The sequence below is a fragment of the Rhodococcus sp. 852002-51564_SCH6189132-a genome (assembly GCF_001665495.1).
GTDB lineage: Bacteria > Actinomycetota > Actinomycetes > Mycobacteriales > Mycobacteriaceae > Rhodococcus > Rhodococcus pyridinivorans.
This window is the reverse complement of record NZ_LZMJ01000048.1, coordinates 15,102-39,508: the sequence shown is the minus strand read 5'-3', so window position 1 is coordinate 39,508 and position 24,407 is coordinate 15,102. Positions and strand designations below refer to the sequence as shown.

The window sequence follows — 24,407 nt, the reverse complement described above, 5'->3', positions numbered from 1 at the left end:
CGATAGTGCTCCGGCAGAGCGCCTTCTCCCACGGGAACGGCGATTCCTGGGGCAGATGTCCGACTCGGGCACCGGCGTGCTGCCGTTATTCCGTGGTGTCAGCCCGCACGGACGGATGTCTCGTCGGCGACCGGCACGATGTCGAACGCGTCCTCCAGCTCTCCGAGGGCGGTATCGAAGTGGTCGAGCAGAGGCTGCAGCTGCGGCAGGCTGCGACTGCACGAGGTCAGGCCGAAAGCGATCGCGTCGTCGGTGCTCGTGCACGTGATGTTCAGTGCCTGACCGTCGACCGGCACGGACAGTGGATACACCGCATCCACGCGAGCGCCGTTCCAGTACAACGGATCCGGAGCTCCCGGCACGTTCGAGACGATGACGTTGAGGGGCGGTCGCGGGAGTGCACGATTGCGGGTGAGGATCCCCACCGCCAGAGGCGCGACGCCGAGTGCACTGGCCGCCAACCGGGACAGGGAGGACATCCCCTGCATGGAGGCCTTGCCCTGCGTCGTCGATGCCGACACCCGGGCCAGCCGGTCGGCCGGATCGGCGAGATCCGTACCCATATCAGCCATCAGGACACCGAGTTCGTTTCCGGCGCAATCTTTGTCGGATCGCAGGCACATCGGGACCATGGCCACGAGCGACTTGTCGGGCAACGCCCCCTGCTCGCTCAGGAAGGCGCGCAGTGCTCCCGACGACATGGCCAGCACGACATCGTTGACGGTCGCGTCGGCCGCTCTCGACATAGCACGCAGGCGGGTCAGCGTCCACGAGCGCGCGGCAAACCGGCGCGTCCCCGAGATCGGCACGTTGATCATGGTGTTCGGCGCGGCGAGCGACAGCGATCCGCCACCGCCGCGCAGCGCCCTGTTCACGGTGCCGGCCAGCGCGGGCACGAAACCGGTGACCTCGGACGTCGCCGTCCGCACCGCCTGCATCGCGGCTTCGGGAAGATCTGGCGCGGTCCCGGACGAGTGGGAGCGGCTCGGCGCGTCGAAGAGCGACCACGGTGCCGGCATGTCGGTCTGCTCGGAGTCCGGACTCAGGGCGCGGCGCAGCAACTTCATCGCGCCCACGCCGTCGGCGAGGGCATGGTGGATCTTCGTGTAAACGGCGAGCCGGCCGTCCGCGAGACCCTCGATGACATGCATCTGCCACAACGGCCGGCTCCGGTCGAGCAGCGTGCTGTGCAGCCGGGAGACGAGATCCCACAGTTCGTCGAGCCCGCCGGGCTGCGGCAACGCGTTGCGTCGTACGTGGTAGCTCAGGTCCAATTCCGAGTCCTCTTCCCACGCCCACTGGCCGAAGGTGCCCAGGGAGCGGACCGCGCGCTTACGCCACAGCGGGGCGACCTCACCGTTCTGTGTGGCGGCGGTGAACAGTGCCCCGAGATCCGCGGCGCTCGTACCGTCCTGGGGACTCAGAAGGATCAGTCCGCCCACATGCATCGGATGATCACGGGACTCCCCGAGAAGGAACATCGAATCGGCGGGCGACATGGGTGGACGCATCAGCACGTTTCCTCCGCCCGGTACCCCGGGCAGTTCGTGACGAGGCCCCCTGCCGCCCCGTCGACATGTGCGTCAAACCATGACCCCCATCACAGATTTATGACGCGACACAACTAATACGCGACACCGGGCCATATCGCCAAGTCCGGACGCCCGATTTCCCACCGAAGTGAGAATTGTTGTCCGATTTGCGAACTCCGAGGCGCTTTCGCGGTCCACATGACGCTGTCGACGACGGTTCCCCATTCAGCATCTCGGACCTCGGACATCTGCCAGTGGACGTCGAATCCTTTCAAGGATCACCCCGCGCGGCGGTTGGGGAATACCCGGACGCCGAATCGCGTAGGTCGATCCCGTGATCGGTCACTCCTCGTCCCCGCGATTGCGACGACGCCACTGCACGGCGGCCGTGAGCAATCGGATCCCGAGAGCCAGGAAGATCAGATTTGCGATCATCTGCACCGACACGACGGCTCGCGCGGTCTCGGTTACAGCGGAGATGTCCCCGAATCCCACCGTGGAGAAGACCGTCAGACAGAAGTACAGGGCATCGACGCGGGACAGTGGTTCGGTGAAGTTGTCCGGATGCGCCACGGACATGCGGAGGTAAAGGGTTGCGAAGACCACGAGATAGGCGGACACGATCGTGGTGAGTGCCTCGACGGCCTGGACCGCCGGGTACTCGGACGCGAGAATCCTGCGGATCTGCCACCAGCCGACCATCAGGACCGCAGTGCCACCACCGACGAGGGTCAGGACCTCGGACGTGCTGCGGACATGCTCGACCGGAATCACGAAGTAAACGCTGACCAGCACGAAGGCGGTGAGCGTCGGACGCGCTATCGCGGTCAGGATCAACCGTTTCCGCTCCCGCGGATCAGGTGTGCGCGGAGGATCGGCCACGGTCGTCCCCGTCCCGGAATGATGACCTTTGCCCCTACGGTATCGATCGGGCCGGGGCGACGATGGGAAGACCGAGTATCCGATCCGGCCCGGAAGGTCGACGCGGGCGGGGAGTGTGGGGAGTCGTCGATGACCGAACACGAACTGTGGGTCCGACCGATCGCGGAGGTGGGCGCCGCCGACGCGCCGACCGTCGGTGGCAAGTCCGCGAACCTCGGAGAGCTCACCCGCGCAGGCTTTCCGGTACCGCCGGCGTTCGCCGTCACCACCGCCGCCTATCTCGACGCGATGGACGCAGCCGGCATCCGATCCCGGCTGGCCGCCGAGGCCGTGCCCGACCCCGATATCGACGACGCCACCCTCATCCGTACCTCCGCGGAACTCGCCGCCCTGGTGACGGGTTCGAGCGTCCCGGCCGGGATGCGCGCGGCGATCGTCTCCGCCTACGAGAGCCTCGGTCCCGACGCGCCGGTTGCAGTGCGGTCGTCGGCTCCCGCGGAGGACGCCTCCGACACATCGTTCGCCGGGATCCACGAGTCGTACACGAACGTCATCGGTCCGGACGCGGTGATCCGCGCGGTGCAGGCGTGCTGGGCCTCGTTGTGGTCCGAACGCGCCCGCACCTACCGAGGGTTGCGCGGGGTGACCGACGAGCCGTCCATCGCGGTGGTGGTCCAGGTGATGGTGAAGTCCGAATTGTCGGGCGTGGCCTTCACGGCCGACCCGCGCACGGGCGAACTCGATCGCATCGTCATCGAGGCAGCTCTCGGTCTCGGAGAGGTCGTCGTCGGCGGGCAGGTCGAACCCGACACCTATGTCGTCGCGAAGGACGGCCTCGAGGTGCTCGACGTGCGTCTCGGTCATCAGGAGTTCCGCATCACCTCCACCGACAGCGGGGACAGTCGCGTCGCCGTCGATCCCACGCGCCGCACCCGAGTGCTCGACGACGATCAGCTCCTGCGCGTCGCGCGCCTGGCCGCCGGAGTCGAGGAGCACTACGGGCGCCCCCAGGACCTCGAGTTCGCGTTCGCGGACGACGAGTTGTGGATCGTGCAGACCCGCCCGATCACCACGCTCGATCAACCGGCGGCGCCCGCCTCGTCCGGAAACGGCGAGGCACGAGCGTTGCTGGCCGGTCTCGGTGCCGGCCCCGGGACGGCGACCGGCCGAGTGCGGGTGCTCCACGAACTGGTCGACGGGAAGAAGCTGAACGACGGCGAGATCATCGTGGCGCCGATGACCAGACCCGACTGGTTGCCGATTCTGCGCCGCGCCGGCGGCATCGTCACCGACGGTGGTGGTATCACCTGCCACGCGGCCATCGTCGGACGCGAACTCGGCAAGCCCGTCGTGGTCGGTGCACGTACCGCCACCAAGGATCTGAAGGACGGGCAACTGATCACCGTCGACGGCAACGCCGGTGTGGTGTTCGACGGCGCAGTCCACACGGCGGAAAGGCCCGTCGCGACGGTATCCGTGTCTGCGGCGTCGGCCGTCGCCGCCGAAACCGTTACGGCCACAGCGGTCTACGTCAATCTCGCGACTCCGGATGCCGCGGAGTCGGTCGCCGCGACCGATGTCGACGGCGTCGGTCTGCTCCGTGCCGAGTTCATGATCACCGAAGCACTCGCGGGCGAACACCCTTCGCACATGATCGCGCAGGGACGCCGCGACGAGTACGTGGAGAAGATGGCGGGTGGCCTGGCGCGGATCGCGGCGGCATTCGCCCCGCGTCCGGTCGTATACCGTGCGATCGACTTGCGCAGCAACGAATTCGCCGATCTCGAGGGTGGGGAGGTCGAACCCCACGAAGAGAACCCGATGATCGGTTACCGCGGGTGCTTCCGGTACATCCGGGATCCGGAACTGTTCTCCTTGGATCTCGATGTGCTGCACCGGGTTCGGCGCACACACCCGAACGTGCATCTGATGATCCCGTTCGTGCGCACCCGCTGGGAGCTGCGGGACTGCCTCGCCCAACTCGACCGGCATCCGCTCGGTTCCGACCAGCGCATGCAGCGCTGGATCATGGCCGAGGTCCCGTCGGTCGTCTACTGGTTGCCGGAATACGCGAAGCTCGGCATCCACGGCGTGTCCATCGGAACCAACGACCTCACGCAGTTGATGCTCGGCGTGGACCGGGACTCGGAGGTGTGCAAGGACCTGTTCGACACCCTCGACCCCGCGGTGCTCGACGCGATCGACCACATCATCGAACGGGCCTCGGCCGCGGGACTGACGACGTCGTTGTGCGGTCAGGCCGTGTCGACGAGCACCGACCTCGCCGAGCATCTCGTGCGGCGCGGCATCACCTCCGTGTCGGTCGCGCCCGACGCCGCGGCGCAGACGAGACGGACGGTGGCGCGAGCGGAACAACGCATCCTGCTCGACCGCGCCCGGCGCGCCGGGGCATGACCGGCGGGGAACCGTCCTTCGTCAGGGGCGCCGCGCACTACGGGACGACCATCACGGGCCAGGTCACCGTGTGCAGCAGCGCCCATGTGGTGGATCCCAGCATCAGGTTCGGGAACCCGCCTCGACCACGACGGCCGAGAACGAGCAACTGCGCATCGGCAGCGTGCGATGCCAGATAGTGGGAGGGCTGGTCCAGCACCACCACCGGGTGCACCCGCACGTCGGGGAACTCCTCGCCGTGCCCGGCGAGACTCTCGGACAACAGTGCCCGCTCCTTGTTCTCCACGCTGTCCCACTCGATCCGGAATCGGAACGGACCGCGCACATCGAGGTCGGACCACGCGTGGGCTGCCACCACGTCGGTGCCGCGCAGCGAGGCCTCCTCGAACGCGGCGGACATCGCGCACACTGTGCTCCGAACCGTCGACGCCGACGACCACCGGACGCGTGACCACCGCTCGGCTGACCGAACCGAATCGCTCCCAGCCGAACCGGTTGTCCCCGGCCCCGACCACGACCATCGACGCCGACTTCGATCGGTCCACCAGTTCGAGCGACGGAGAATCGGTGCACAGGTGGGTCTCGATGTCGAGCTCATCCTCGGGCACCGCGCGGCGCGCGTATCCGGCGGCATCGAGGAGCATGTCGCGTCCCTCGGATCCCTCCTGCTCGAAGAATCCGGCGGGCATGCCGATCGGGACACCGAACGTGTTGCGGACCGACACGATGGTGACCAGCGACAACGGGAGCCGGCACCGTTCCGCCTCGCGAGCTGCCCAGACCACGGCCTGCAGGGACGCTCTCGATCCGTCCACTCCGGCGACGATGGGGTGGTGTGCTGTCATCACGATCACCTCGGTGCCTGTCCGAGCTGCGGGCACGGCCGTTTCGGGCCCTGCTTTTTCCGGGATCCTGCGGTTTCGGGACCCTGCCAGCACACGCTCGGACCGGTCGGTCGCACAAGAGTCGACGGTCCCGACCTGCCCGCAGGAAGTGACCGAAGACCCTCACGTGCCGTGCACGCCGCTTCTCACACTGGAGACTGCATCCGGCGCAATCACCCACTGCCGAAAGGCCCCGCCATGTCCGTCCTGATCGGCTACGCGACCGCTCGAGGGTCGACGCGGGGAATCGCCGAACGCATCGCTGCGGGACTGGAAGGCCGCGGTGCCGTGGAACTGCGCGCGCTCGGCGATGTCGCGTCGGTACGAACGTACGAGGCGCTGATCGTCGGAAGTGCGATCCACAACGGGCAGTGGCTCCCCGAGGCTTCCGATGCGATCTATCGGCTGGGCACCGAATCGGAAGGGCGACCGGTGTGGGCGTTCTCCGTCTCGTCGATCGGAGCGACCAGCACGATTCTCTCGCCCCGGGTGGCGGCATATCTGCGACGGGTCACGCCGGAACCTCGGGCGGTGCAGAACCTCCGTTCGATCACCGATGTGCGTGATCACCGTTTCTTCGCCGGTGCCATCGCTTCGGGCGACTGGGCCGGAATCGGGCGGATCGTCTTCCGGCTGATGGGCGGACACTACGGCGATGCCCGGGACTGGGTCGACGTCGACGCGTGGACGGAGAGGATCCGGGAAGGCCTCATCGATATACCGCGTGATCAGGGCTGACCGGTGCCGGTCGGGCCGGCCGGGGGAGTGACGGAGACCTAGCCATTTCACCAGCCACAGCCACCGCGACAACGGTTCGTCGAGATCGCCGCGCAGATGCACCGGATAGGGCACCGCCGCCGGGTGCGAAGGTGCGGTGACCGGAGTGGCGCCGGTAGCGGGAGCGGACACCGGACCGGGCGGCGGAGGCCCGTGCCGACCGAGTCCGACCGCGCCGGCGAGCAGCAGAGGGACACCGACGGCGAGAAGAACCAGACCGAGGATCAGCAGGGCGAGCACGGCCGGTCCGAGCAGGTCGATGTGGATCCCGGCGCGCACGTCCACGCCGATCCCTGCGGATGCGTCGGCGTTCATCACACCACGGTCCATGTGCCGTCGCGCAGATCCCATTCCACTTGCTGGGTGCCGGTCCCGTCCGCCGATGCGACCCAGAACTGTTGCGCGTAAGGAGCAGCCGGGGTGTCGCCCCCGGGAACGTCACGGTAGGTGACCTCGAACGGCTCGAACCGCAGATCGGTCACGACGGTGTGGGCGACCCCTGAGAGATAGGCCTCGACCTCCCCGCCGGGAGCGATCCCGACGAACACCGCCGATGCGGGATCGAGTGCGGTGGCCTGCACCAGAAGCCGGCCGATGTCCTCACTGCGCAGACCCGTGGGGCTCTGATCGTCGGTGACGAGGTCGAGACGTTCGGAGACCAACGCGTGCGTCTGCGTCCGGAGGGTCCCCTCGGGACCGGTGACGAAACCGTCGGCGCGCTGGACGACGAAGAACCACCCCAGAATGAGCGCTCCGACCGCGGCAGCGCCTCCGAGGAGCACGAGCAGAATACCGATGACCAGCATGACCACTTTGCCGACGTTCATCGATCCGTCCTCCGCGCACCGTGACGATCACCGAGTCGCTACGGGAGGGTGTTCGTAGAACGATTGTGGCAGCTCGATCGGTCTTTGTCGGCGTCAATCGAGCATTACGGGGTATCGAGAACTTCCTCGGCCGATCGAGCGATCAGCGAAGGCCGAAGGACGGACTCTCCTCGCGCCGCCGCGCGACGATGTCGTCGAACGCGTCGATCAGCCCCTCGGGATACCAGCGGGGATTCGTGTCGGCGGTGGTGGCGACGAGCAGCAACTGGTGTTCGCGTGCGTCCACGGCTACCCGGGCGAGCCGGGTGCGCCCCTCGTCGTCGAGCGCCGCGACCGTCGCGGCGAGATCGGCGACGAGCAACACGCGCGGGGGGTCGACGACCGGCGAATCGAGTTCGGCGACCACGTCGGTGATCTGATCGGTGGTGGTGGCCCAGCAACACGGCCCCGTGGGGAGCGAGGCGGAGCCACCGAGCCAGCGATGACGACGGTGCGGATCGATGACCACCAGGTTGTGGGTGCCGCCGGTCAGTGTCGTCATCGCGATCAGGTCGAGCGACACGCTGGGCGACGAGCGGCGCTCGTCGCGTCGGATCAGCAGGTGCCGTCCGGCGGACAGATCCCACGAGACGGGCGTGCCGTCGTTGTCGCGCCCGAACGGGATCGTCGTCCGGCACGCGATCACCCGGGAGCCCGGTCCGCGAGCGGGGCGCACCGGGACAGACGATCGGCACGGTCGACGAGTGGGCGGAGTGGCGGGCATCGACATGGTGGATCCGTTTCGTGTCGCTGGTTCCGGAGCGATCCTCGGACGACCGAACTGTAGAGGCGGGCACCGACAGGAACGGCCGCGTGCAGGTCGCGGCCGTCACTGCTCGTCCGCTTCGGGGTAACCGCCCGATTGCGACAGCCCTCGCCGTAGCCGCCCTCACCGCCCTCGGCGGTCACATCGCCTCCGCAGCGCCCGCGCCGATCGTGGACGACACCGGCGCGATCCCTGCTCCCAGCAGTACCCAGATCTCGTTCGCGCACACCCCGACTGGTCTGCGCGCCGGCACTGCGAACGAGCACGAGTCCCGCGCCGACGTGTCGATCGTCAAGATGTATCCGGCCGAGTACGTTCTCACCTACGTCGATCCTGCGGATCACGCCGACGCGACGGAGATGATCCGGTCGTCGAACGACGCGATCGCGGACCGCCTGCACGCGGAATACCCCCAGGCGATCTCGTCGACCGCGGCGGAGTTCGGGCTCACCGACACCCACGTGCCCGGCTACTGGGGTGTGGGCACCACGTCGACGCACGACATGGTCACCTATCGCGAGACGAAGAAGCGCACTGATCCCGGTTCGCCGGTGCTCGCCGCGATGGCCACGGCCTACGACACCGCGGTCGACGGATATCCGCAGGACTACGGCACGGCGCTGATCGCCGGAGTGATCGGCACGAAGCGGGGTTGGAGCGACGACCGCTCGTTCCACGCCTCCGCCTCGTTCGGTCCCGATTTCTCGGTCGCGGCGTCGACCTACGGATCGGCAGGGACGCTCTCGGAGCACGTCCTCGGCGCGTTCACCGAAAGGGTCCCACCCGGACCGGAGACCGGTCCTTCTCTGCAGGATTGCCCGCCGCTGTGCCGGCTCGCCGACGATCCGCTTCTCGGGCCGCCCGCGCAGGATCTCCTCGACGGGTTGCCGCCGGTCGTCACCGATCCGATCTGCGGCTGATCCCGGTAGGCATCAGATGCGGCGCATAACGGACACGACGGTGCCCAGCACCACCGCCTCGTCGCCGTCGAGGACGGGATAGGCGGAATTCCGGGGTTCGAGGTGGACGTGGCCGCCTCGGCGCCGGTACACCTTGACCGTCGCCTCGCCGTCGATCATCGCCGCGACGATCTGACCGGAGTGGGCCTCGTGCTGCCGCCGAACCACCACTGTGTCGCCGTCGCAGATCGCCGCGTCGACCATCGAGTCGCCTCGCACGCGAAGCGCGAAGACCGTGCCGGAGCCGACCAGATCGCGGGGGAGGGTGAGCAGGTCGTCGGTGTGCTCCTCGGCGAGAATCGGTGCGCCCGCGGCGATGTCGCCGACGACCGGCACGGTCACGGTGTCGTCGGATGCGCGTTCACCGCCGGACGAGCCGAGGAAGGGGCGCACGTCGAGCTGGCGTGCCACAGCGGTGCCGCGGCGGAGGAAACCCTTGTCCGCGAGGCTCTTCAGATGCTTCGAGACCGTCGACGTCGACCGCAGACCCACCGAATCGGCGATCTGCCGGGTGCTCGGCGACGATCCCTGCGCAACGATCCAGTCGCGGATCGCGGCCAGGATCTGCTGCTGGCGCAGCGGCAGGGACGCGGGGTCGAGGCCCCCGAACATGTCGAACTCGTCGTAACCGGTCACCCGGAGAATCGTAGCTACGCGGTCTCCGCCAGGTCCGGGGGAGTACCTGCGGAGGAGCTCTGCCCGTTCTGCAGCTGTTCCATGGCCCGTCGCTCCCGCAGCGCCCGGATGAGCTGCCGCTCCTGCAACTCCGCCGGATCGGCGGACAGGCCGGGAATCGAGAATCCGACCAGGGCACCTGCCAGCAGCGCGAGCGCCACCCGCGCCGAGTCGCCCTCCCGGATGCCCAGGACGAGTTCCACGAACACGAGCGCTCCGACGGCGACCAACACCACTGCGATCAGGGCCAGGATCCGGCGGATCCTGGGCTTCGGACGCGATCCCGGCGCCAACGGCATCGACTGGGCCGCGAGCTGCCACAACCGGGCATCGACGCTCTCCCGCAGGGGGCGCTTCCGGAACTCGTCGCCGAGTCCGTTGTAGATGGCCAGATCGGCTGCGATCCGGGTCCGGAGGTTTCGACGGGACAGCTCGCGCGACAGACGTGCGGCCGCCCACGACACCACCCCGGTGACGAGTGCAACGACGACGGGAACCCAGATACTCACGCCGGAACATTACGACAGCGGAGCCGGAATCGGCGGGATGCGGAAGGCGTGCTCCGGCCGTGTGGCGCGAACCGAAAAGTGGTGCCCCCGGTGAGACTCGAACTCACACTGGACGGGTTTTGAATCCGTTTCCTCTGCCAATTGGGATACGGGGGCGTTGCGGACACCACTGTAGAGGATCGGGCGAAGCGGGCGCGCACCGGTACCCTTCTTACGTTCCACCCTGCACCGGGGACCGCCAGTACCGAGGGGAAGGCCCGACCATGACCTCCGCGCCGCACGACAGCACACCAACTCCTCGTCGGGTCGTCGTAGCGGAAGACGAGGCCCTGATCAGGCTCGATCTCGTCGAAATGCTGCGCGAGGAGGGCTACGAGGTGGTCGGTGAGGCCGGCGACGGACAGCGTGCCGTCGAACTCGCCGAGGAACTCCGGCCCGACCTGGTGATCATGGACGTCAAGATGCCGCGCCGCGACGGCATCGACGCCGCCTCGGAGATCGCACAGCGGCGCATCGCCCCTGTGGTCATTCTCACAGCCTTCAGTCAGCGCGAACTCGTCGAACGCGCCCGCGACGCAGGCGCCATGGCGTATCTCGTCAAGCCGTTCTCGAAGAGCGATCTCGTGCCCGCCATCGAGGTGGCCGTCAGCCGCTTCTCCGAGCTGCGCGAGCTCGAGCGCGAGGTGCAAGGGCTCAACGAGCGATTCGAGACCCGCAAGCTCGTCGACCGGGCCAAGGGACTGCTCATGGAGAAGCATGCGATGACCGAACCGGAGGCGTTCCGCTGGATCCAGCGCGCCGCGATGGACCGCCGCACCACCATGAAGCAGGTCGCGGTGGTCGTCCTCGAGACCCTCGGAAGCGACACCGCCGGCTAGCCGCGCGAACCGGTTTCGAGTGCTCACGGCGCCCGACGCGTTACCGCCACATCAAATCTCCGCCCCGCAGATAACGGTCGTATCACAAGGATTTCGGCCGGGTTCGCGGGGTGCTTCCGACCGCTATGTTTCGACCACATCCGGAATCCGCCGGATGCGGTGTCAGGCGTTCGAAGGAGAGTTGAATGGCAAGACGGACTCTGGTCCGCGCCGTAGCGGTACTCGGTGCTGCGACGCTCGCCCTCACCGGGTGTGGTTCGGACAGCGACGATTCGGCATCCGGTACGTCGGCCGGTGACGAGGGGTCGGCGGCCGCGACGACCGTCGAGACCGACTGCGAACCACAGCAGGCCACAGCAGGGGCGACTCCCGCCACGGGACCGCTGAAGATCGGCACGATTCTCCCCGAGACCGGCAGTCTCGCCTTCCTCGGACCGCCCGAGGTCGCTGCCGTCCGGCTCGCCGTCGACGACATCAACGCCGCGGGCGGTGTTCTCGACCAGCCGGTCGAACTGTTCCCGGGCGATTCCGGGGACACGACGACCGACACCGCGAACACCACCGTCGATCGGCATCTCGCCAACGGCACCCAGGTGATCGTCGGCGCCGCCTCGTCGTCGGTCTCGCTCAAGGTGATCGACAAGATCGTCAGTGCCGGCGTGGTGCAGTTCTCGCCGGCGAACACCTCCGACCAGTTCGTCTGCTACGCCGACCGCGGGTTGTACTTCCGCACCGCCCCGACCGACGTGCTCCAGGCGCAGGCGCTCGCGCAGCTGATCGCCGAGGACGGGGCGCAGCGCGTGTCGATCCTGGCGCTGAACGATCCGTACGGCACCGGCCTCGCCGAGAACACCGTGACCAATCTCGTCGACGCCGGTATCCCGGAGGACCAGATCCAGAAGATCATCTACGATCCCAACGCGCAGTCGTTCAACGCGGAGGTCGACCAGGTGGCCAACTTCGCACCGGATGCTGTGGCACTCATCGGCTTCGAGGAGTCGGCGAAGATCATCACCCGCATGCACGAGGTGGGCATCGGCCCGTCCGACGGCATGGCGGTCTTCGGTGTCGACGGCAACATGGGGAACGCGCTGGGCGAGAACGTCGCCGAAGGACTGCTCGACGGCATGGCCGGCACCACGCCGCTGACCGACACCGGCGAGGAGTTCCAGCAGCGACTGCTCGGCGTCGATCCGGGCCTGATCGACTTCAACTACGCCGGAGAGTCCTACGACGCCGTGATCGTCTCGGCGCTGGCCGCGGAACAGGCAGGGTCGACCGCCGGGGTGGACATCGCCGCGAACATCAACTCGGTGACCCGCGACGGAGAGAAGTGCACCAGCTACCAGCAGTGCCTCGACCTGCTCCGTGCGGATCAGGACATCGACTACGACGGTGCCACCGGCGAACTCACCTTCGTGGATGCGGGCGAACCCGGCGTGGGCTCGTACGGCCGACTCGTGTTCGGTCCCGACAACACCCTGACCACCGAGGACTACATCGTGGTGGGTGAGTGACCCGCCGGTCGTGAGCGAAGGGGTGATCGCCGGTAGGCGGTCACCCCTTCCGCTTCTCCCGGCTGCCGGCGAGAGTGCCGAGATACAGTTCGACGACCTTCGGGTCGTGCATGAGATTGCTGCCGGTGTCGGTGTACGCGTTGCGGCCCTGGTCGAGAACGTATCCGCGATCGCAGATCTGCAGGCAGCGACGCGCGTTCTGCTCGACCATGATGATCGACACCCCCGCCGCGTTGATCTTCTTGCAGCGGATGAAGACCTCGTCCTGGAACATCGGCGACAGTCCCGCCGACGGCTCGTCGAGGAGCAGCACCGACGGCTCCATCATCAGCGCACGGCCCATCGCGACCATCTGCCGCTCACCACCGGAGAGCGCTCCCGCCTTGACCTTCCGGCGCTCGGACAGCAACGGGAACAACGACGCCACCCGCTCGAACTGCTTCTCGAAGTCCTTCGGACGCAGATAGATCCCCATCTCGAGGTTCTCCTCGATGGTCAGTGAGGGAAACACGTTCTGCGTCTGCGGCACGTAGCCGATCCCCTTGCGCACCAGAATGTGTGCGGGCGCCGAGGTGATCTCGTCCCCGCCGAGCGTGACGGTGCCGCTGCGGATGGGGATGAGGCCGAACAACGCCTTGAGCAGGGTCGACTTGCCGGCTCCGTTCGGGCCGATGATGCCCACGATCTCACCGTCGCGCAGGTAGAAGTTGCAACCGCGCAGAATGTCGACCCCGGGGAAGTAACCGGCCACGAGATCGTCGGCGCGCAGGAGAGCTCTGGTCGCCAGGCGGGCATGTTCCTCCGGGGTCGCGGCACGTTCCGCTGGCGTCGTCCCGGTGAGTGCAGGAGTGATGTTGTCGCTCACGGCTTCTCCAGGGTCGTGGCCGTCGCGTCGGTCGACGCCGAATCGGGATCGGACAGGTCGCCTCCGGCCTCGAGGGTCTGCGCTTCCGCGTCCGCGAGGGCGTCGGCGAGTTCGGCGGTCGCGCCCACGGGATTGCCCTCGTCGTCGAATTCGAGTGCCTGGTCGTGGTGACTGCCGAGATAGGCGTCGACCACGGCCGGATCGGACGACAGGGCGTCCGGCGGTGCCTCCGTGATCACCGAACCCTGCGCCATCACCACGACCCAGTCGGAGATGTCGCGGATGACGTCCATGTCGTGCTCGACGAATACCACGGTCGTCCCGTCGTCGCGCAGGGTCTTGATGTGTCCCAGCAGATTCTGCGTGAGCGCCGGATTGACGCCGGCCATCGGCTCGTCGAGCATGACGACGGTCGGTTCGGTCATCAGCGCACGGGCCATCTCGAGCAGTTTGCGTTGACCGCCGGACAGTGAACCGGCGAAGTCGTCGGCCTTCGCGGCCAGACCGAAACGGTCGAGCAGTTCGTATGCGCGCGCGGTGATCTCGCGTTCCTGGCGGCGCCACGTCCACGGTAGCAGTGCACCGGCCATGCGCTCGCCGGTCTGGTGCCGGGCGCCGAGGCGGACGTTGTCGAGGACCGTCATCTTCGACAGCGCCTTGGTGAGCTGGAAGGTGCGCACGATCCCGCGCCGCGCCACCTGATGGGGATGGAGCCGGCCGAGCGGGACGCCGTCCATCGCCCAGGTGCCGGTGTCGGGCCGGTCGAAGCCCGTGAGGAGATTGAACAGGGTGGTCTTGCCGGCGCCGTTCGGGCCGATCAGGCCGGTGATGCACGAGCGCTGGATCTCGAGGTGGGCCACGTCCACGGCCTTGAGCCCTCCGAATGTGCGGCACAGATCGTCGACGACGAGGATCGGGTCGGGTTTGGCGGCGCCGGGGGCGCGGTCGACGCCGGCGAACAGTGCGGCGCGTTCGTCCGCGCCGAGGACCGTGCGCGGTGGTGTCGGGTCGGGTCGGATCGTGTCAGGCATCGAGTTGCACCTTCCGCTTGCTTCCCAGGATGCCTTGTGGCCTGAAGACCATCATCACCGCGATGAGGATGCCGAGCAGCACGTACCGCATCGCGCCGACCTGTTGTTCGGTGAGCGGGAGCAGCGGGTCGGGTCCGGCGATCGCCTGACGCAGGAAGGCATCCGGGAGGGTGAGCAGGAACCAGAACACCATGGCGCCGAGCACCGGTCCGAAGACCGTTCCCGCACCCCCGAGGATCAGCGCGCCGAACGCGAAGAAGGTCTGCGCGGTCGAGTAGAAGTCGGGGTTGATCGACTTGGTCTGCAGAGCGTTGAAGACGCCGCCGAGACCGCCGATCATGCCGCCGAGTACCAGGGCCTGCATCTTGTAGGCGAAGACGTTCTTGCCGAGCGCGCGGGCAGCGTCCTCGTCCTCACGCACCGCCTCGAGGACCCGCCCCCACGGACTGTGGGAGAGGAGGTAGACCAGCCCGCACAGCAACAGCACGAGGGTCCAGCCGACGACCATCGCCCACAGGTCGTCGCCGTAGAACCGCATACCGAGCAGGTTGTACTGGCGACTCGAATCGAACGGGCTCAGGGACGTGAACGGGTCGGCGAAACCCCACAGGCCGCGGGTCGATCCGGTCACCGAGTCGGACGCGGTCGAGCGGAACATCAGCCGCAGGATCTCCGCCGCGGCGATCGTCGCGATGGCGAGATAGTCGGCCCGCAACCGCAGGGTGGGGATGCCGAGGACGAGCGCGAGCAGACCTGCCAGTGCGAGGCCGACGAGGATGCCCACCCACAACGGCTGGTCGTAGGTGACGGTCATGATGCCCACGCCGTAACCGCCCAGGAGGGCGAAACCGATCTGCCCGAAGTTCAGCAGCCCTGCATAGCCGTAGTGCAGGTTCAGGCCGATCGCGAGCAGTGCGTAGAAGATCGCCGACGGACCGATGAGCTGGGCGAAGGAAACCTGGAGTACCGACACGATATCCATGGGTCAACCGATCCTTGTCCGACTGCCGAGGATGCCCTGGGGGCGGATGACCAGGATGACGATGAGTACGAGCAGACCGCCGATGTACTTCAGGTCCGGGTTGATCACGAGGGTGGACAACTGGACCAGCAGTCCCACCACGACGCAGCCGACCAGTGCACCGTAGGCGGTGCCGAGGCCGCCGAGGATGATGCCGGCGAACATCAGCAGGAGCAGCTTGAAGCCCATCTCCCACTGCACGCGCCCGCCGAGTTCCGACAGGCCGAACAGCACCCCGCCGAGCGCGGCGAGCCCGCCACCGAGACCCCACACGAAGCGGATGACGTGTTCGACGTCGATCCCCGACGATGCCGCGAGGTCGCGGTTGTCGGCCACCGCGCGCATCGCCTTGCCGATCCGGGTGCGCTGCAGCAGCAGGGCGACCCCGACGAGCACCACCAGGCTGATCACGATGCACGCGAGGTTGACCGGGGTGATCGCGATCGGCCCCCACACCAGTTGCTGCTGTGCCTGGTAGTCGTCGAACGGCTGGGTGCGGTCGGAGTAGAAGGCCAGGATGAGATAGCGCAACGAGATCGCGAGGCCGATCGACACCACCAGCTGGGCGATCAGGCCCGTGTGGCGGCGCCGGAGCGGAGCCCAGATGAGTGCGTTGTTGAGCAGGCCGATGATGACGCCGACGATCACCGCCAGGATCGTGGCCGGTATCAGCTGGACACCGAGGGTGACATTGAAGATCCACGCCGCGACCGCCCCGAGGGTGACCAGCTCGCCGTGGGCGAAGTTCGTCAGGCCGGTCGTGCCGAAGATCAGACTGAGGCCCACTCCGGCGATCGCGATGACCAAACCGAAACGCAGACCGTCGACGATCGTGCGCACCAGCGTCTCGCCCCACGTGACCGTCGAACCGCTACGCGCCTCCCCGAACGAGAAAATCACCGTGTTCGCCCGTCCCGGAGCGACATCGCGGGTCACCGAGGTCTGGACGGTGACGTCGTCGGGCAGGCTCTCGGTGTCGACCTCGAAGACGTACGTGCCCGGCGGAACGGTGAGTTCCCAGCGCCCACCGTCGGCGGACTCCGTCTCGGTGACCACCTCGCCGCTCTCGGTGGTCGCACGGACGACGACACCGTCGAGTCGTTCGCCGGCATTGTTGAGCGTTCCGCGGACGGTCACCCCCTCCGCGGATTCCTCGTCGGGTGCGGCCGGTGCCGTGTTCGCGGGCGGTGAGGGTGGGTCCGGCGGATCCTGGGCGGAGGAGAGGCCGGAGCCGACGAGGACGAACAGGACACTCGCGAGCGTGACGAGTGCGGCGCGGACCGATCGGTGGAGGGTCGAGGTCGGTCGTCGCCGACATCCCGAGGTAGGGGCCACGCAGGTCCTCCCGGTGGGTGCGCTGTCATCGAGCGCGGCACTGCGCCCGGGGCATCATCGTCAACCTCGATGACGCCGGACTACGGTGTCGTGACAGGGGACTCTAGCGGCTGGATCGCACGTCCACGGGAAAAATTGGATCACCCGGACGTTTCGGTCTCGTTTCTTCGGACAACGAGTGTTCGCACATACCGGAGAGGTGCTGGTCGGGCGGTGTGGCCGACGCTGTCGTCCTCGGTCCCTAGACTGGCACGCGTGACCCGTGCATCCACTTCCGCGACGTCCACCGCGGCCACCGACGACCGCCCGACCCTGCTGCTCCTCGACGGCCATTCCCTCGCGTTCCGCGCGTTCTACGCGCTGCCCGCCGAGAACTTCAAGACCCACAGCGGGCAGACCACGAACGCGGTCTACGGGTTCACCTCCATGCTCATCAACCTGCTGCGCGACGAGCAGCCCACGCACGTCGCGGCGGCATTCGACGTCAGCCGCAAGACCTTCCGTGCCGAACTGTTCGCCGCCTACAAGGCCCAGCGCAGCGCCGCACCCGACGACTTCAAGGGTCAGATCGACCTCACCAAGGACGTCCTCGGCGCGATGGGGATCCCGGTGATGGCGATCGAGGGCTACGAGGCCGACGACATCATCGCCACGCTCGCGACGCAGGCGCACGCCCAGGGCTTCCGGGTGCTCGTGGTGACCGGCGACCGCGACGCGCTCCAACTCGTCAACGGCGACATCACGGTGCTGTATCCGCGGCGCGGCGTCTCCGACCTGACGCGCTTCACCCCCGACGCGGTGGAGGAGAAGTACGGACTCACCCCCCAGCAGTATCCGGACTTCGCGGCGCTGCGCGGCGACCCGAGCGACAACCTGCCCGGCATCCCCGGCGTGGGCGAGAAGACCGCCGCGAAATGGATCCGCGAGTACGGAAGCCTGAGCGGACTCGTCGACCGCGTCGACGAGGTGCGCGGCAAGACCGGCGACGCGCTGCGCGAGAACCTGTCCAACGTGTTGCTCAACCGCCAGCTCACCGAGATGGTGCGCGACGTGGCCGTGCCGTACACCCCCGAACAACTCGCCCTCGCCCCGTGGGACCGCGACCGCATCCACCGCCTGTTCGACGACCTCGAGTTCAAGGTGCTGCGCGACCGGCTGTTCGAGACGCTCTCGTCGGCCGAGCCCGAGGCCGAGGAGGGCTTCGAGGTGCGCGGCGGGATCGTCGAGCCGGGTGCCCTCGGCGACTGGCTCGCCGAGCACGCCCCGGCGGGTCGACGTCATGGGCTCGCCGTGGTGGGCGCCGGCACTCCCTACGGAGGCGACGCGACCGCGATCGCCGTCGCCGGGGCCGACGGTGAGGGCGCCTATGTGAGCACGGTGGCGCTCACGCCCGAGGACGAGAACGCCCTCGCCGCATGGCTCGCGAACCCCGCCGTGGAGAAGGCCGTGCACGAGGCGAAGTTCGCCATCCACGCGCTGCGCGGACGCGGCTGGACGCTCGCCGGCATCACCAGCGACACCGCGCTCGCCGCCTATCTGGTGCGGCCAGGCCAGCGCTCGTTCAAGCTCGACGACCTGTCGCTGCGCTACCTCAAGCGTGAGCTGCGAGTGGAAGACACCGGCGCGCAACAACTCTCGTTGCTCGACGACGAAGACGCCGCCGACGCGCAAGCGGCCGAGGCGCAGATCCTCGCGGCGCGCGCCGTCGTCGACGTCGCCGCGGCCCTCGACACCGAACTCGGCGAGATCGAATCGGTGCGCCTGCTCACCGAGATGGAACTGCCCCTGCTCGAGGTCCTCGCAGAACTCGAGGCCACCGGCATCGCCGTCGACTCGGCGCACCTGCACGACCTGCAGTCCGAATTCGCGGCCCAGGTCGCCGCCGCCGCGAACGCCGCCTACGAGGTGATCGGCAAGCAGATCAACCTCGGCTCGCCGAAACAGTTGCAGGTGGTGCTGTTCGACGAGCTCGAGATGCCGAAGACGAAGAAGACCAAGACCGGCTACACCACCGACGCGGATGCCTTGCAGAACCTGTTCGACAAGACGGGCCATCCCTTCCTCGAACACCTGCTCGCGCACCGTGAGCACACCAAGATGAAGACCACCGTCGACGGACTCATCAAGTCCATCGCCGACGACGGTCGCATCCACACCACCTTCAACCAGACCGTCGCGGCGACGGGCCGGCTCTCGTCGACCGAGCCGAACCTGCAGAACATTCCGGTGCGGACCGAGGCCGGTCGCCGGATCCGCGACGGTTTCGTGGTGGGCGACGGATTCGACGTGCTGCTCACCGCCGACTACAGCCAGATCGAGATGCGCATCATGGCGCACCTGTCGGCCGACGAGGGGCTCATCGAGGCATTCCGTACGGGCGAGGACCTGCACACCTTCGTGGCGTCGCGGGCGTTCGGGCTGCCGCTCGAGGAGGTCACCCCGGAGCTGCGTCGCCGCGTCAAGGCGATGTCCTACGGTCTCGCCTACGGGTTGAGCGCCTACGGTCTCGCCCAGCAGCTGAAGATCTCCACCGACGAGGCCCGCGAGCAGATGGAGGCCTACTTCACCCGCTTCGGCGGCGTGCGCGACTACCTCTACAACGTGGTCGAGGAGGCCCGCAAGGTCGGCTACACGTCCACCCTCTACGGCCGCCGCCGGTACCTGCCCGACCTCAACAGCGACAACCGGCAGCGCCGGGAGATCGCCGAGCGCGCCGCGCTCAACGCCCCCATCCAGGGCACGGCCGCCGACATCATCAAGGTCGCGATGATCGACGTGCAGAAGGCGCTGAATGAGGCCGGACTGCGGTCGCGGATGCTGCTGCAGGTGCACGACGAACTCGTGCTCGAAGTGGTCGAAGCCGAGCGCGAACAGGTCGAGGCGCTCGTGCGCGACAAGATGGACTCCGTCATCGAATTGTCGGTGCCGCTCGAGGTCTCGGTCGGTTACGGCCGCAGCTGGGACGCCGCGGCGCACTGAGTCGCGGGGACACCGAGTCGCGGGGACACCGAGTCGCAGGGACACCGGCCGCAGGTACACACACCGTACGTACGACGGCGCCCGCCCCCGGATCACCGGGGACGGGCGCGGTCGACGCGACGAGTGGGTCAGCTCTGCTCGGCGCGAGCCTCCGCGATCTGCTTGCGCACATCGTCCATGTCGAGGTTCTTGACCTGCGAGACGAGATCCTCGAGAGCGGCGGGCGGAAGAGCACCGGCCTGGTTGTAGACGAGGATGCCTTCGCGGAACGCCATGATCGTGGGGATCGAGCGGATGTTCGCCGCCGCCGCGATGGCCTGCTCGGCCTCGGTGTCGACCTTCGCGTGCACGACGTCGGGATGCTTGTCCGACGATGCCTCGAAGGTGGGCGCGAACTGCTTGCAGGGGCCGCACCAGTCGGCCCAGAAGTCCACGAGCACGATGTCATTGCTCGTGACGACCTCGTCGAAGTCCTGCTGGGTGAGAGCCTTGGTTGCCACGGAAATCCTTTCGGTCGGGCGTGTCGACGGGTCCAACATCCGGCCGCCGCTGTTTCTTCCCGTTCGTTCCCGCCGTCACGCGTCGTGACGGGGTTCCTTCCGCCACGCTACGTGACGTGTCCGATCCGGGGGTGTCGTCGGGAGGTGCCGATCGAGGGACGCGTCACACGCCGACCGGTTCGACGGACCGCCGGAAGGTCCGTCGGTAGGCCTGCGGAGTGGTCTGCCGCAGGCGCAGGAAATGCTGGCGCAGCACCGCAGCGGTGCCGAAACCGACGCGGTCGGCCACCACGTCGATCGGAAGGTCGGTCTCCTCGAGCAGGCGCTGCGCGGCCAGGACCCGCTGATCGCGGAGCCAGCGCGCGGGCGTGACCCCAACCTCGGCGACGAACCGCCGCGCGAAGGTCCGCGCCGACATGTGCGCCTTCTGCGCCAGTGCGGCCACCGGGAGTTCCCGGTCGAGGTGCTCGCTCATCCAGTCGAGCAACGGCGCGAGCGACTCGTCCTTGCATTCGGGCAGTGGCATCGCGACGTACTGGGCCTGCCCACCGTCGCGGTGCGGTGGCACCACCATGCGCCGGGCGATCGTGTTGGCGACCTGGGCTCCCTGGGCGGAGCGGACGATGTGCAGGCACAGGTCGATGCCGGCCGCGGTGCCTGCGGCGGTGAGGACCGGATGGTCGTCGACGTAGAGCACGTCCCGGTCGACCTGCGCCGTCGGATAGGTCCGGGCGAGACGGTCGGCGTGCATCCAGTGGGTCGTGCAGCGACGCCTGTCGAGCAACCCGGCCGCACCGAGGACGAACGCCCCGGTGCACATGCTCGCCACGCGCGCGCCGCGGTCGACGGCGGCCCGCAGTTTCGCGAACAACGGTTCGAGGCGCCCGTCGTCGAGCGCGATGCCGTCGCTGTTCACCGCTGGCAGGAGAATCAGGTCGGCGTCGTCGAGGAGATCGAGCCTGTGAGGCACCTCGATGGTGTAGCCGAAGCGGGTGCGCACCGGATCGGATGTCGCGGCGACGAGGTGGAAGTCGTAGGTCGGCAGGCCGTCGTCGGAGCGGTCGAAGCCGAACACCTCGCACGCCACGCCGAGTTCGAAGGTCTCGACGTAGGGGAGGACGGGGACGACCACCTTCTCGAGCCGGCCGGTGGTTCCAGGTGTTCCGGACACGCAACCCAGTGTGACACCGTGGTGGCAGAAAAACGATGTTCTCCGACGGCTCTGCCACTGTCGGGTGGGACCCCGGCGCGGCAGGCTCGAAGCATGATCCTGCTGGTCCTCGTACTTCTGGCGGTCTTTCTCCTCCTCGACGTGCTGGCCCTCACCGGACGCACGCCCGACACCCATATGGAAGTGACGCAGTTCGGCGACTACCGTTTCTGAACGGCGCACCGTCCCGCTGCTCAGGTGAGCAGCCACTCCCGCTTGGCCTCGCCGTCCCAGCGCCGCACTCCTGCACTCGATCCGGTCAGCTGCCGCTCCGGCGTCTGCGCCGCCAGGACCGCGGTACCGATGCGCGCGGCCGGCACCCGCCGTGCGAGGGTGACGTGCGGCGTCCACTCGCCCGGCCGGATGTGTGCGGGGATGCCGGGGCATTCCGAGAGCACCTCGAACACCCGCGCCTGGAATTCGAGCAGTTCGATCGACGGCACGACCGTGCGGGCGAGCGTCGCGTACCGGCCACCGAAGATCACCACGCCACCGAGCCGGAGGGTGATCCGCCGGACCGTGATGGTGGCCCGCAGCGCGTCCTCGAGTTCGTCCGGCAGGGCATGGGCGACGAACAGCGTCACGTGCGGACGGTTGGATTCGGAACGGACGCGTCCCTGACTGTGCAGGCCGGCGTCGAGCAGCCGGGTCCACTCGTCGCGCACCGCCGTGTCGAGCGGGGCGTCGAGGAGGAGTTCCACCGACTGGACCATGGTAGGCAATGATGACCGGGTGACCGACGACACCGCAACGCTTCAGACCCATCGCATCGGACTTCTCGAGGGGGACGGCATCGGTCCCGAGATCGTGCCGGCGACCCGCAGGATCGTCGACACCGCCGTCGCGGCAGCCGGGGTCGCGGTCGACTGGGTGCCGCTGCCCGTCGGTGCCTCCGCGATCGAGACGCACGGCAGCCCGCTGCCGCAGGTCACCCTCGACACCCTCGCCGAGGTCGACGCGTGGATCCTCGGCCCGCACGACAGCGCCTCGTACCCACCCGAGTTCCGGGGTCAGCTCACTCCGGGCGGTCGGATCCGCAAGCACTTCGACCTGTACGCGAACATCCGGCCGGCGTGCGCACTGCCGGGAGCGGCGTCGGTGTCACCGAAGATGGATCTCGTCGTCGTCCGGGAGAACACCGAGGGTTTCTACGCCGACCGGAACATGGCCGTCGGCAGCGGCGAGTTCATGCCCACACCCGACATCGCACTCGCGGTCGGAGTGATCACCCGCGCCGCCTGTGAACGCATCGCGCACACCGCCTTCGACCTCGCGTCGCGTCGCCGCAAGCGCGTGACCATCGTGCACAAGGCCAACGTGCTCGCCAGCACGACCGGCCTGTTCCGGGACGTGTGCCAGGAAGTGGGTCGTCTCTACCCGAGCGTCACTGTCGACGACCAGCACGTCGACGCGATGGCCGCGCTGCTCGTCCGCCGCGGCGCCGAGTTCGACGTGATCGTGACGGAGAACATGTTCGGCGACATCCTGTCCGACCTCGCCGCCGAACTGTCCGGCTCGCTCGGTACCGCGGCGTCGATCAACGCGTCGCGCACCAAGGCCATGGCCCAGGCCGCGCACGGCGCCGCACCCGACATCGCCGGGCAGGGCCGCGCCAACCCGATCGCGCTGATCCTCTCCGCCGCCATGCTTCTCGACCGTGTCGGTGCACGCGCGGACATCGAATTCTCCGCGGCCGCCCGCGCCATCGAGGACGCCGTGCGCGCGACCGTCGCGGCGGGTGTCGCGACCGCCGACCTCGGTGGCACCGCGTCGACGGACGAGTTCACCGCCGCCGTCATCGCCCGCCTCGAAGCCTGAGCTTCGGGTTTGCATTCGGACCCCTCCCTGGTTGGATACTGTGCGACTGTGAATCGAGCAGTGCACACCCGCCGCGTGACCTCGTGGGGGCGTCACGTCCGGACCCTGAGCAGGCTGGCGGCGGGAGCGGCGGTGCTTGCCTTCGCGACCGGGTGCGTGGTGAACAGCGAATCGACCGTGCCGCCCGGCGACCGAGTCACCGTCGAGAAGGTCGACGCCATCGCGAGGCAGTTGCCGCCCGACATCGCCGACGGCGGCACCCTCGAGGTCGGGGTGAACGTCCCGTACGCCCCCAACGAGTTCAAGGACGACGACGGCACCATCGTCGGCTTCGGCGTCGAACTCGTCCACGCCCTCGGCGACGTCCTCGGACTCGAGGCGGTGCTCAACGAAGCCGACTTCGACCGGATCATCCCGGCCGTCCAGGCGGGCACCTTCGAGATGGGCTCGTCGTCGTTCACCGACACGAAGGAACGCGAGGAATCGGTCGACTTCGTCACCTACTACAGCGCCGGAGTGCAGTGGGCGCAGCGCACCGGCGAATCCGTCGACCCCGACAACGCGTGCGGACTGCGGGTGGCGGTACAGACCACCACCATCGAGGACCTCGAGGAGGTCCCCGCGAAGAGCGAGGAATGCGTCGCCCGCGGGCTGCCGCCCATCGACAAGGTCAAGTACGACAGCCAGGACGAGGCTGCCAATGCCCTCATCCTCGGCCGGGTGGACGCACTGTCCGCCGACTCGCCGGTCACGGCGTACGTCATCGCCCGCAGCGAGGAACGACTCGAACCGGCCGGTGAGGTCTTCGACGCCGCGCCCTACGGATTCGTCGTCGCGAAGGGGTCGCCGTTCGGTCCCGTACTGCAGCAGGCAGTGCAGTACCTCATCGATTCCGGTGCGTACGACGAGATCACCGCGCGCTGGGGCATGGAGGACGGCGCGATCACCGCCTCGCAGATCAACGGCGCGACGAGCTGAGAAAGGGAAC

The 24,407-nt window shown here is 68.0% G+C and carries 21 protein-coding genes, 1 tRNA gene and 1 pseudogene; 8 read left to right on the top strand and 15 right to left on the bottom strand.

Annotated elements, in window-relative coordinates; translation table 11 throughout:
• Window positions 1-98: 98 nt before the first annotated feature.
• Both A5767_RS11495 and A5767_RS11490 read right to left on the bottom strand, forming a co-directional pair.
• A complete protein-coding gene (locus A5767_RS11495; RefSeq protein WP_231913175.1) occupies window positions 99-1,511 on the bottom strand; it encodes a WS/DGAT/MGAT family O-acyltransferase in 1,413 nt (470 codons plus the stop codon).
• A gap of 363 nt (window positions 1,512-1,874) precedes the next feature.
• Complete coding sequence (locus tag A5767_RS11490; RefSeq protein WP_006554027.1) at window positions 1,875-2,414, bottom strand: potassium channel family protein; 540 nt, start codon at window positions 2,412-2,414, stop codon at window positions 1,875-1,877.
• 129 nt (window positions 2,415-2,543) lie between these two features.
• Between A5767_RS11490 and ppsA the strand changes: the two genes are divergently transcribed.
• Entirely contained in the window at window positions 2,544-4,829 is a 2,286-nt protein-coding gene (gene ppsA / locus A5767_RS11485; protein ID WP_064852359.1) for a phosphoenolpyruvate synthase, read from the top strand.
• A 37-nt stretch (window positions 4,830-4,866) separates the two neighbouring features.
• Here ppsA and A5767_RS11480 read toward each other — a convergent pair.
• Window positions 4,867-5,674, bottom strand: a pseudogene (locus tag A5767_RS11480) (universal stress protein).
• A gap of 237 nt (window positions 5,675-5,911) precedes the next feature.
• Between A5767_RS11480 and A5767_RS11475 the strand changes: the two are divergent.
• Entirely contained in the window at window positions 5,912-6,451 is a 540-nt protein-coding gene (locus tag A5767_RS11475) for a flavodoxin domain-containing protein (protein ID WP_064852358.1), read from the top strand.
• Window positions 6,452-6,804: 353 nt separating this feature from the next.
• Here the strand turns inward: A5767_RS11475 and A5767_RS11470 are convergent, their stop codons facing one another.
• Window positions 6,805-7,317, bottom strand: coding sequence for a hypothetical protein (locus A5767_RS11470; RefSeq protein WP_064852357.1), 513 nt, complete (start codon window positions 7,315-7,317; stop codon window positions 6,805-6,807).
• Window positions 7,318-7,459: 142 nt separating this feature from the next.
• Complete coding sequence (locus tag A5767_RS11465) at window positions 7,460-8,032, bottom strand: hypothetical protein (protein ID WP_064852356.1); 573 nt, start codon at window positions 8,030-8,032, stop codon at window positions 7,460-7,462.
• Window positions 8,033-8,169: 137 nt separating this feature from the next.
• On the opposite strand from A5767_RS11465, the gene A5767_RS11460 reads away from it, so the two are divergent.
• The gene (locus A5767_RS11460) at window positions 8,170-9,042 is read left to right on the top strand and encodes a hypothetical protein (RefSeq protein ID WP_052040090.1); all 873 of its coding nucleotides are present in this window, start codon (window positions 8,170-8,172) and stop codon (window positions 9,040-9,042) included.
• A 12-nt stretch (window positions 9,043-9,054) separates the two neighbouring features.
• On the opposite strand, the gene lexA is transcribed toward A5767_RS11460, so the two are convergent.
• From lexA to A5767_RS11445, 3 genes are all read right to left on the bottom strand, one after another.
• Window positions 9,055-9,717, bottom strand: a complete 663-nt coding sequence (lexA, locus tag A5767_RS11455) for a transcriptional repressor LexA (protein WP_041803384.1) — start codon at window positions 9,715-9,717, stop codon at window positions 9,055-9,057.
• A gap of 14 nt (window positions 9,718-9,731) precedes the next feature.
• Window positions 9,732-10,265 carry a hypothetical protein gene (locus A5767_RS11450; protein WP_064852355.1) on the bottom strand — a complete coding sequence of 178 codons (534 nt, stop codon included), beginning with the start codon at window positions 10,263-10,265 and terminating at the stop codon, window positions 9,732-9,734.
• A gap of 79 nt (window positions 10,266-10,344) precedes the next feature.
• Window positions 10,345-10,421 (bottom strand) — tRNA-Leu (locus A5767_RS11445).
• 107 nt (window positions 10,422-10,528) lie between these two features.
• On the opposite strand from A5767_RS11445, the gene A5767_RS11440 reads away from it, so the two are divergent.
• Together A5767_RS11440 and A5767_RS11435 are read left to right on the top strand one after the other, a co-directional pair.
• A complete protein-coding gene (locus tag A5767_RS11440) occupies window positions 10,529-11,143 on the top strand; it encodes an ANTAR domain-containing response regulator (protein WP_006554018.1) in 615 nt (204 codons plus the stop codon).
• Window positions 11,144-11,328: 185 nt separating this feature from the next.
• The gene (locus A5767_RS11435) at window positions 11,329-12,660 is read left to right on the top strand and encodes an ABC transporter substrate-binding protein (RefSeq protein ID WP_019289674.1); all 1,332 of its coding nucleotides are present in this window, start codon (window positions 11,329-11,331) and stop codon (window positions 12,658-12,660) included.
• A gap of 40 nt (window positions 12,661-12,700) precedes the next feature.
• On the opposite strand, the gene A5767_RS11430 is transcribed toward A5767_RS11435, so the two are convergent.
• From A5767_RS11430 to A5767_RS11415, 4 genes are read right to left on the bottom strand one after another with little or no spacing between them, the layout of a single operon-like run.
• Window positions 12,701-13,525, bottom strand: a complete 825-nt coding sequence (locus A5767_RS11430) for an ABC transporter ATP-binding protein (RefSeq protein WP_064852354.1) — start codon at window positions 13,523-13,525, stop codon at window positions 12,701-12,703.
• On the bottom strand, window positions 13,522-14,556 hold the full coding sequence (locus tag A5767_RS11425) for an ABC transporter ATP-binding protein (RefSeq protein WP_064852353.1): 1,035 nt from the start codon (window positions 14,554-14,556) through the stop codon (window positions 13,522-13,524). Before A5767_RS11425 ends, A5767_RS11430 begins: the two co-directional genes overlap by 4 nt.
• Window positions 14,549-15,538: a branched-chain amino acid ABC transporter permease gene (locus A5767_RS11420; protein WP_006554014.1), complete on the bottom strand. Its 990-nt coding sequence runs from the start codon at window positions 15,536-15,538 to the stop codon at window positions 14,549-14,551. Before A5767_RS11420 ends, A5767_RS11425 begins: the two co-directional genes overlap by 8 nt.
• Window positions 15,539-15,541: 3 nt before the next feature.
• Window positions 15,542-16,912 carry a branched-chain amino acid ABC transporter permease gene (locus A5767_RS11415; RefSeq protein WP_064852352.1) on the bottom strand — a complete coding sequence of 457 codons (1,371 nt, stop codon included), beginning with the start codon at window positions 16,910-16,912 and terminating at the stop codon, window positions 15,542-15,544.
• Between the two features lie 255 nt (window positions 16,913-17,167).
• On the opposite strand from A5767_RS11415, the gene polA reads away from it, so the two are divergent.
• Window positions 17,168-19,891: a DNA polymerase I gene (polA, locus tag A5767_RS11410; protein ID WP_064852351.1), complete on the top strand. Its 2,724-nt coding sequence runs from the start codon at window positions 17,168-17,170 to the stop codon at window positions 19,889-19,891.
• 128 nt (window positions 19,892-20,019) lie between these two features.
• Here the strand turns inward: polA and trxA are convergent, their stop codons facing one another.
• The 3 genes from trxA to A5767_RS11395 all read right to left on the bottom strand — a co-directional run bounded on the left by trxA (window position 20,020) and on the right by A5767_RS11395 (window position 22,314).
• On the bottom strand, window positions 20,020-20,391 hold the full coding sequence (gene trxA / locus A5767_RS11405) for a thioredoxin (protein WP_006554011.1): 372 nt from the start codon (window positions 20,389-20,391) through the stop codon (window positions 20,020-20,022).
• A 163-nt stretch (window positions 20,392-20,554) separates the two neighbouring features.
• Complete coding sequence (locus A5767_RS11400; protein WP_197483237.1) at window positions 20,555-21,562, bottom strand: GlxA family transcriptional regulator; 1,008 nt, start codon at window positions 21,560-21,562, stop codon at window positions 20,555-20,557.
• A gap of 233 nt (window positions 21,563-21,795) precedes the next feature.
• Entirely contained in the window at window positions 21,796-22,314 is a 519-nt protein-coding gene (locus A5767_RS11395; RefSeq protein ID WP_039583997.1) for a 2'-5' RNA ligase family protein, read from the bottom strand.
• A 19-nt stretch (window positions 22,315-22,333) separates the two neighbouring features.
• Here A5767_RS11395 and A5767_RS11390 point away from each other — a divergent pair, with 19 nt between their 5' ends.
• On the top strand, window positions 22,334-23,419 hold the full coding sequence (locus tag A5767_RS11390) for an isocitrate/isopropylmalate dehydrogenase family protein (protein WP_064852350.1): 1,086 nt from the start codon (window positions 22,334-22,336) through the stop codon (window positions 23,417-23,419).
• A gap of 60 nt (window positions 23,420-23,479) precedes the next feature.
• On the top strand, window positions 23,480-24,397 hold the full coding sequence (locus tag A5767_RS11385) for an ABC transporter substrate-binding protein (RefSeq protein ID WP_064852349.1): 918 nt from the start codon (window positions 23,480-23,482) through the stop codon (window positions 24,395-24,397).
• Window positions 24,398-24,407: the final 10 nt, after the last annotated feature.

Bases quoted from the DNA above. Each gene is read 5' to 3' on its own strand.
- A5767_RS11495 (WP_231913175.1), bottom strand. From the start codon at position 1,511: ATGCGTCCACCCATGTCGCCCGCCGATTCGATGTTCCTTCTCGGGGAG.
- ppsA (WP_064852359.1), top strand. From the start codon at position 2,544: ATGACCGAACACGAACTGTGGGTCCGACCGATCGCGGAGGTGGGCGCC.
- A5767_RS11475 (WP_064852358.1), top strand. From the start codon at position 5,912: ATGTCCGTCCTGATCGGCTACGCGACCGCTCGAGGGTCGACGCGGGGA.
- A5767_RS11470 (WP_064852357.1), bottom strand. From the start codon at position 7,317: ATGAACGTCGGCAAAGTGGTCATGCTGGTCATCGGTATTCTGCTCGTG.
- A5767_RS11440 (WP_006554018.1), top strand. From the start codon at position 10,529: ATGACCTCCGCGCCGCACGACAGCACACCAACTCCTCGTCGGGTCGTC.
- A5767_RS11435 (WP_019289674.1), top strand. From the start codon at position 11,329: ATGGCAAGACGGACTCTGGTCCGCGCCGTAGCGGTACTCGGTGCTGCG.
- A5767_RS11425 (WP_064852353.1), bottom strand. From the start codon at position 14,556: ATGCCTGACACGATCCGACCCGACCCGACACCACCGCGCACGGTCCTC.
- A5767_RS11420 (WP_006554014.1), bottom strand. From the start codon at position 15,538: ATGGATATCGTGTCGGTACTCCAGGTTTCCTTCGCCCAGCTCATCGGT.
- A5767_RS11395 (WP_039583997.1), bottom strand. From the start codon at position 22,314: ATGGTCCAGTCGGTGGAACTCCTCCTCGACGCCCCGCTCGACACGGCG.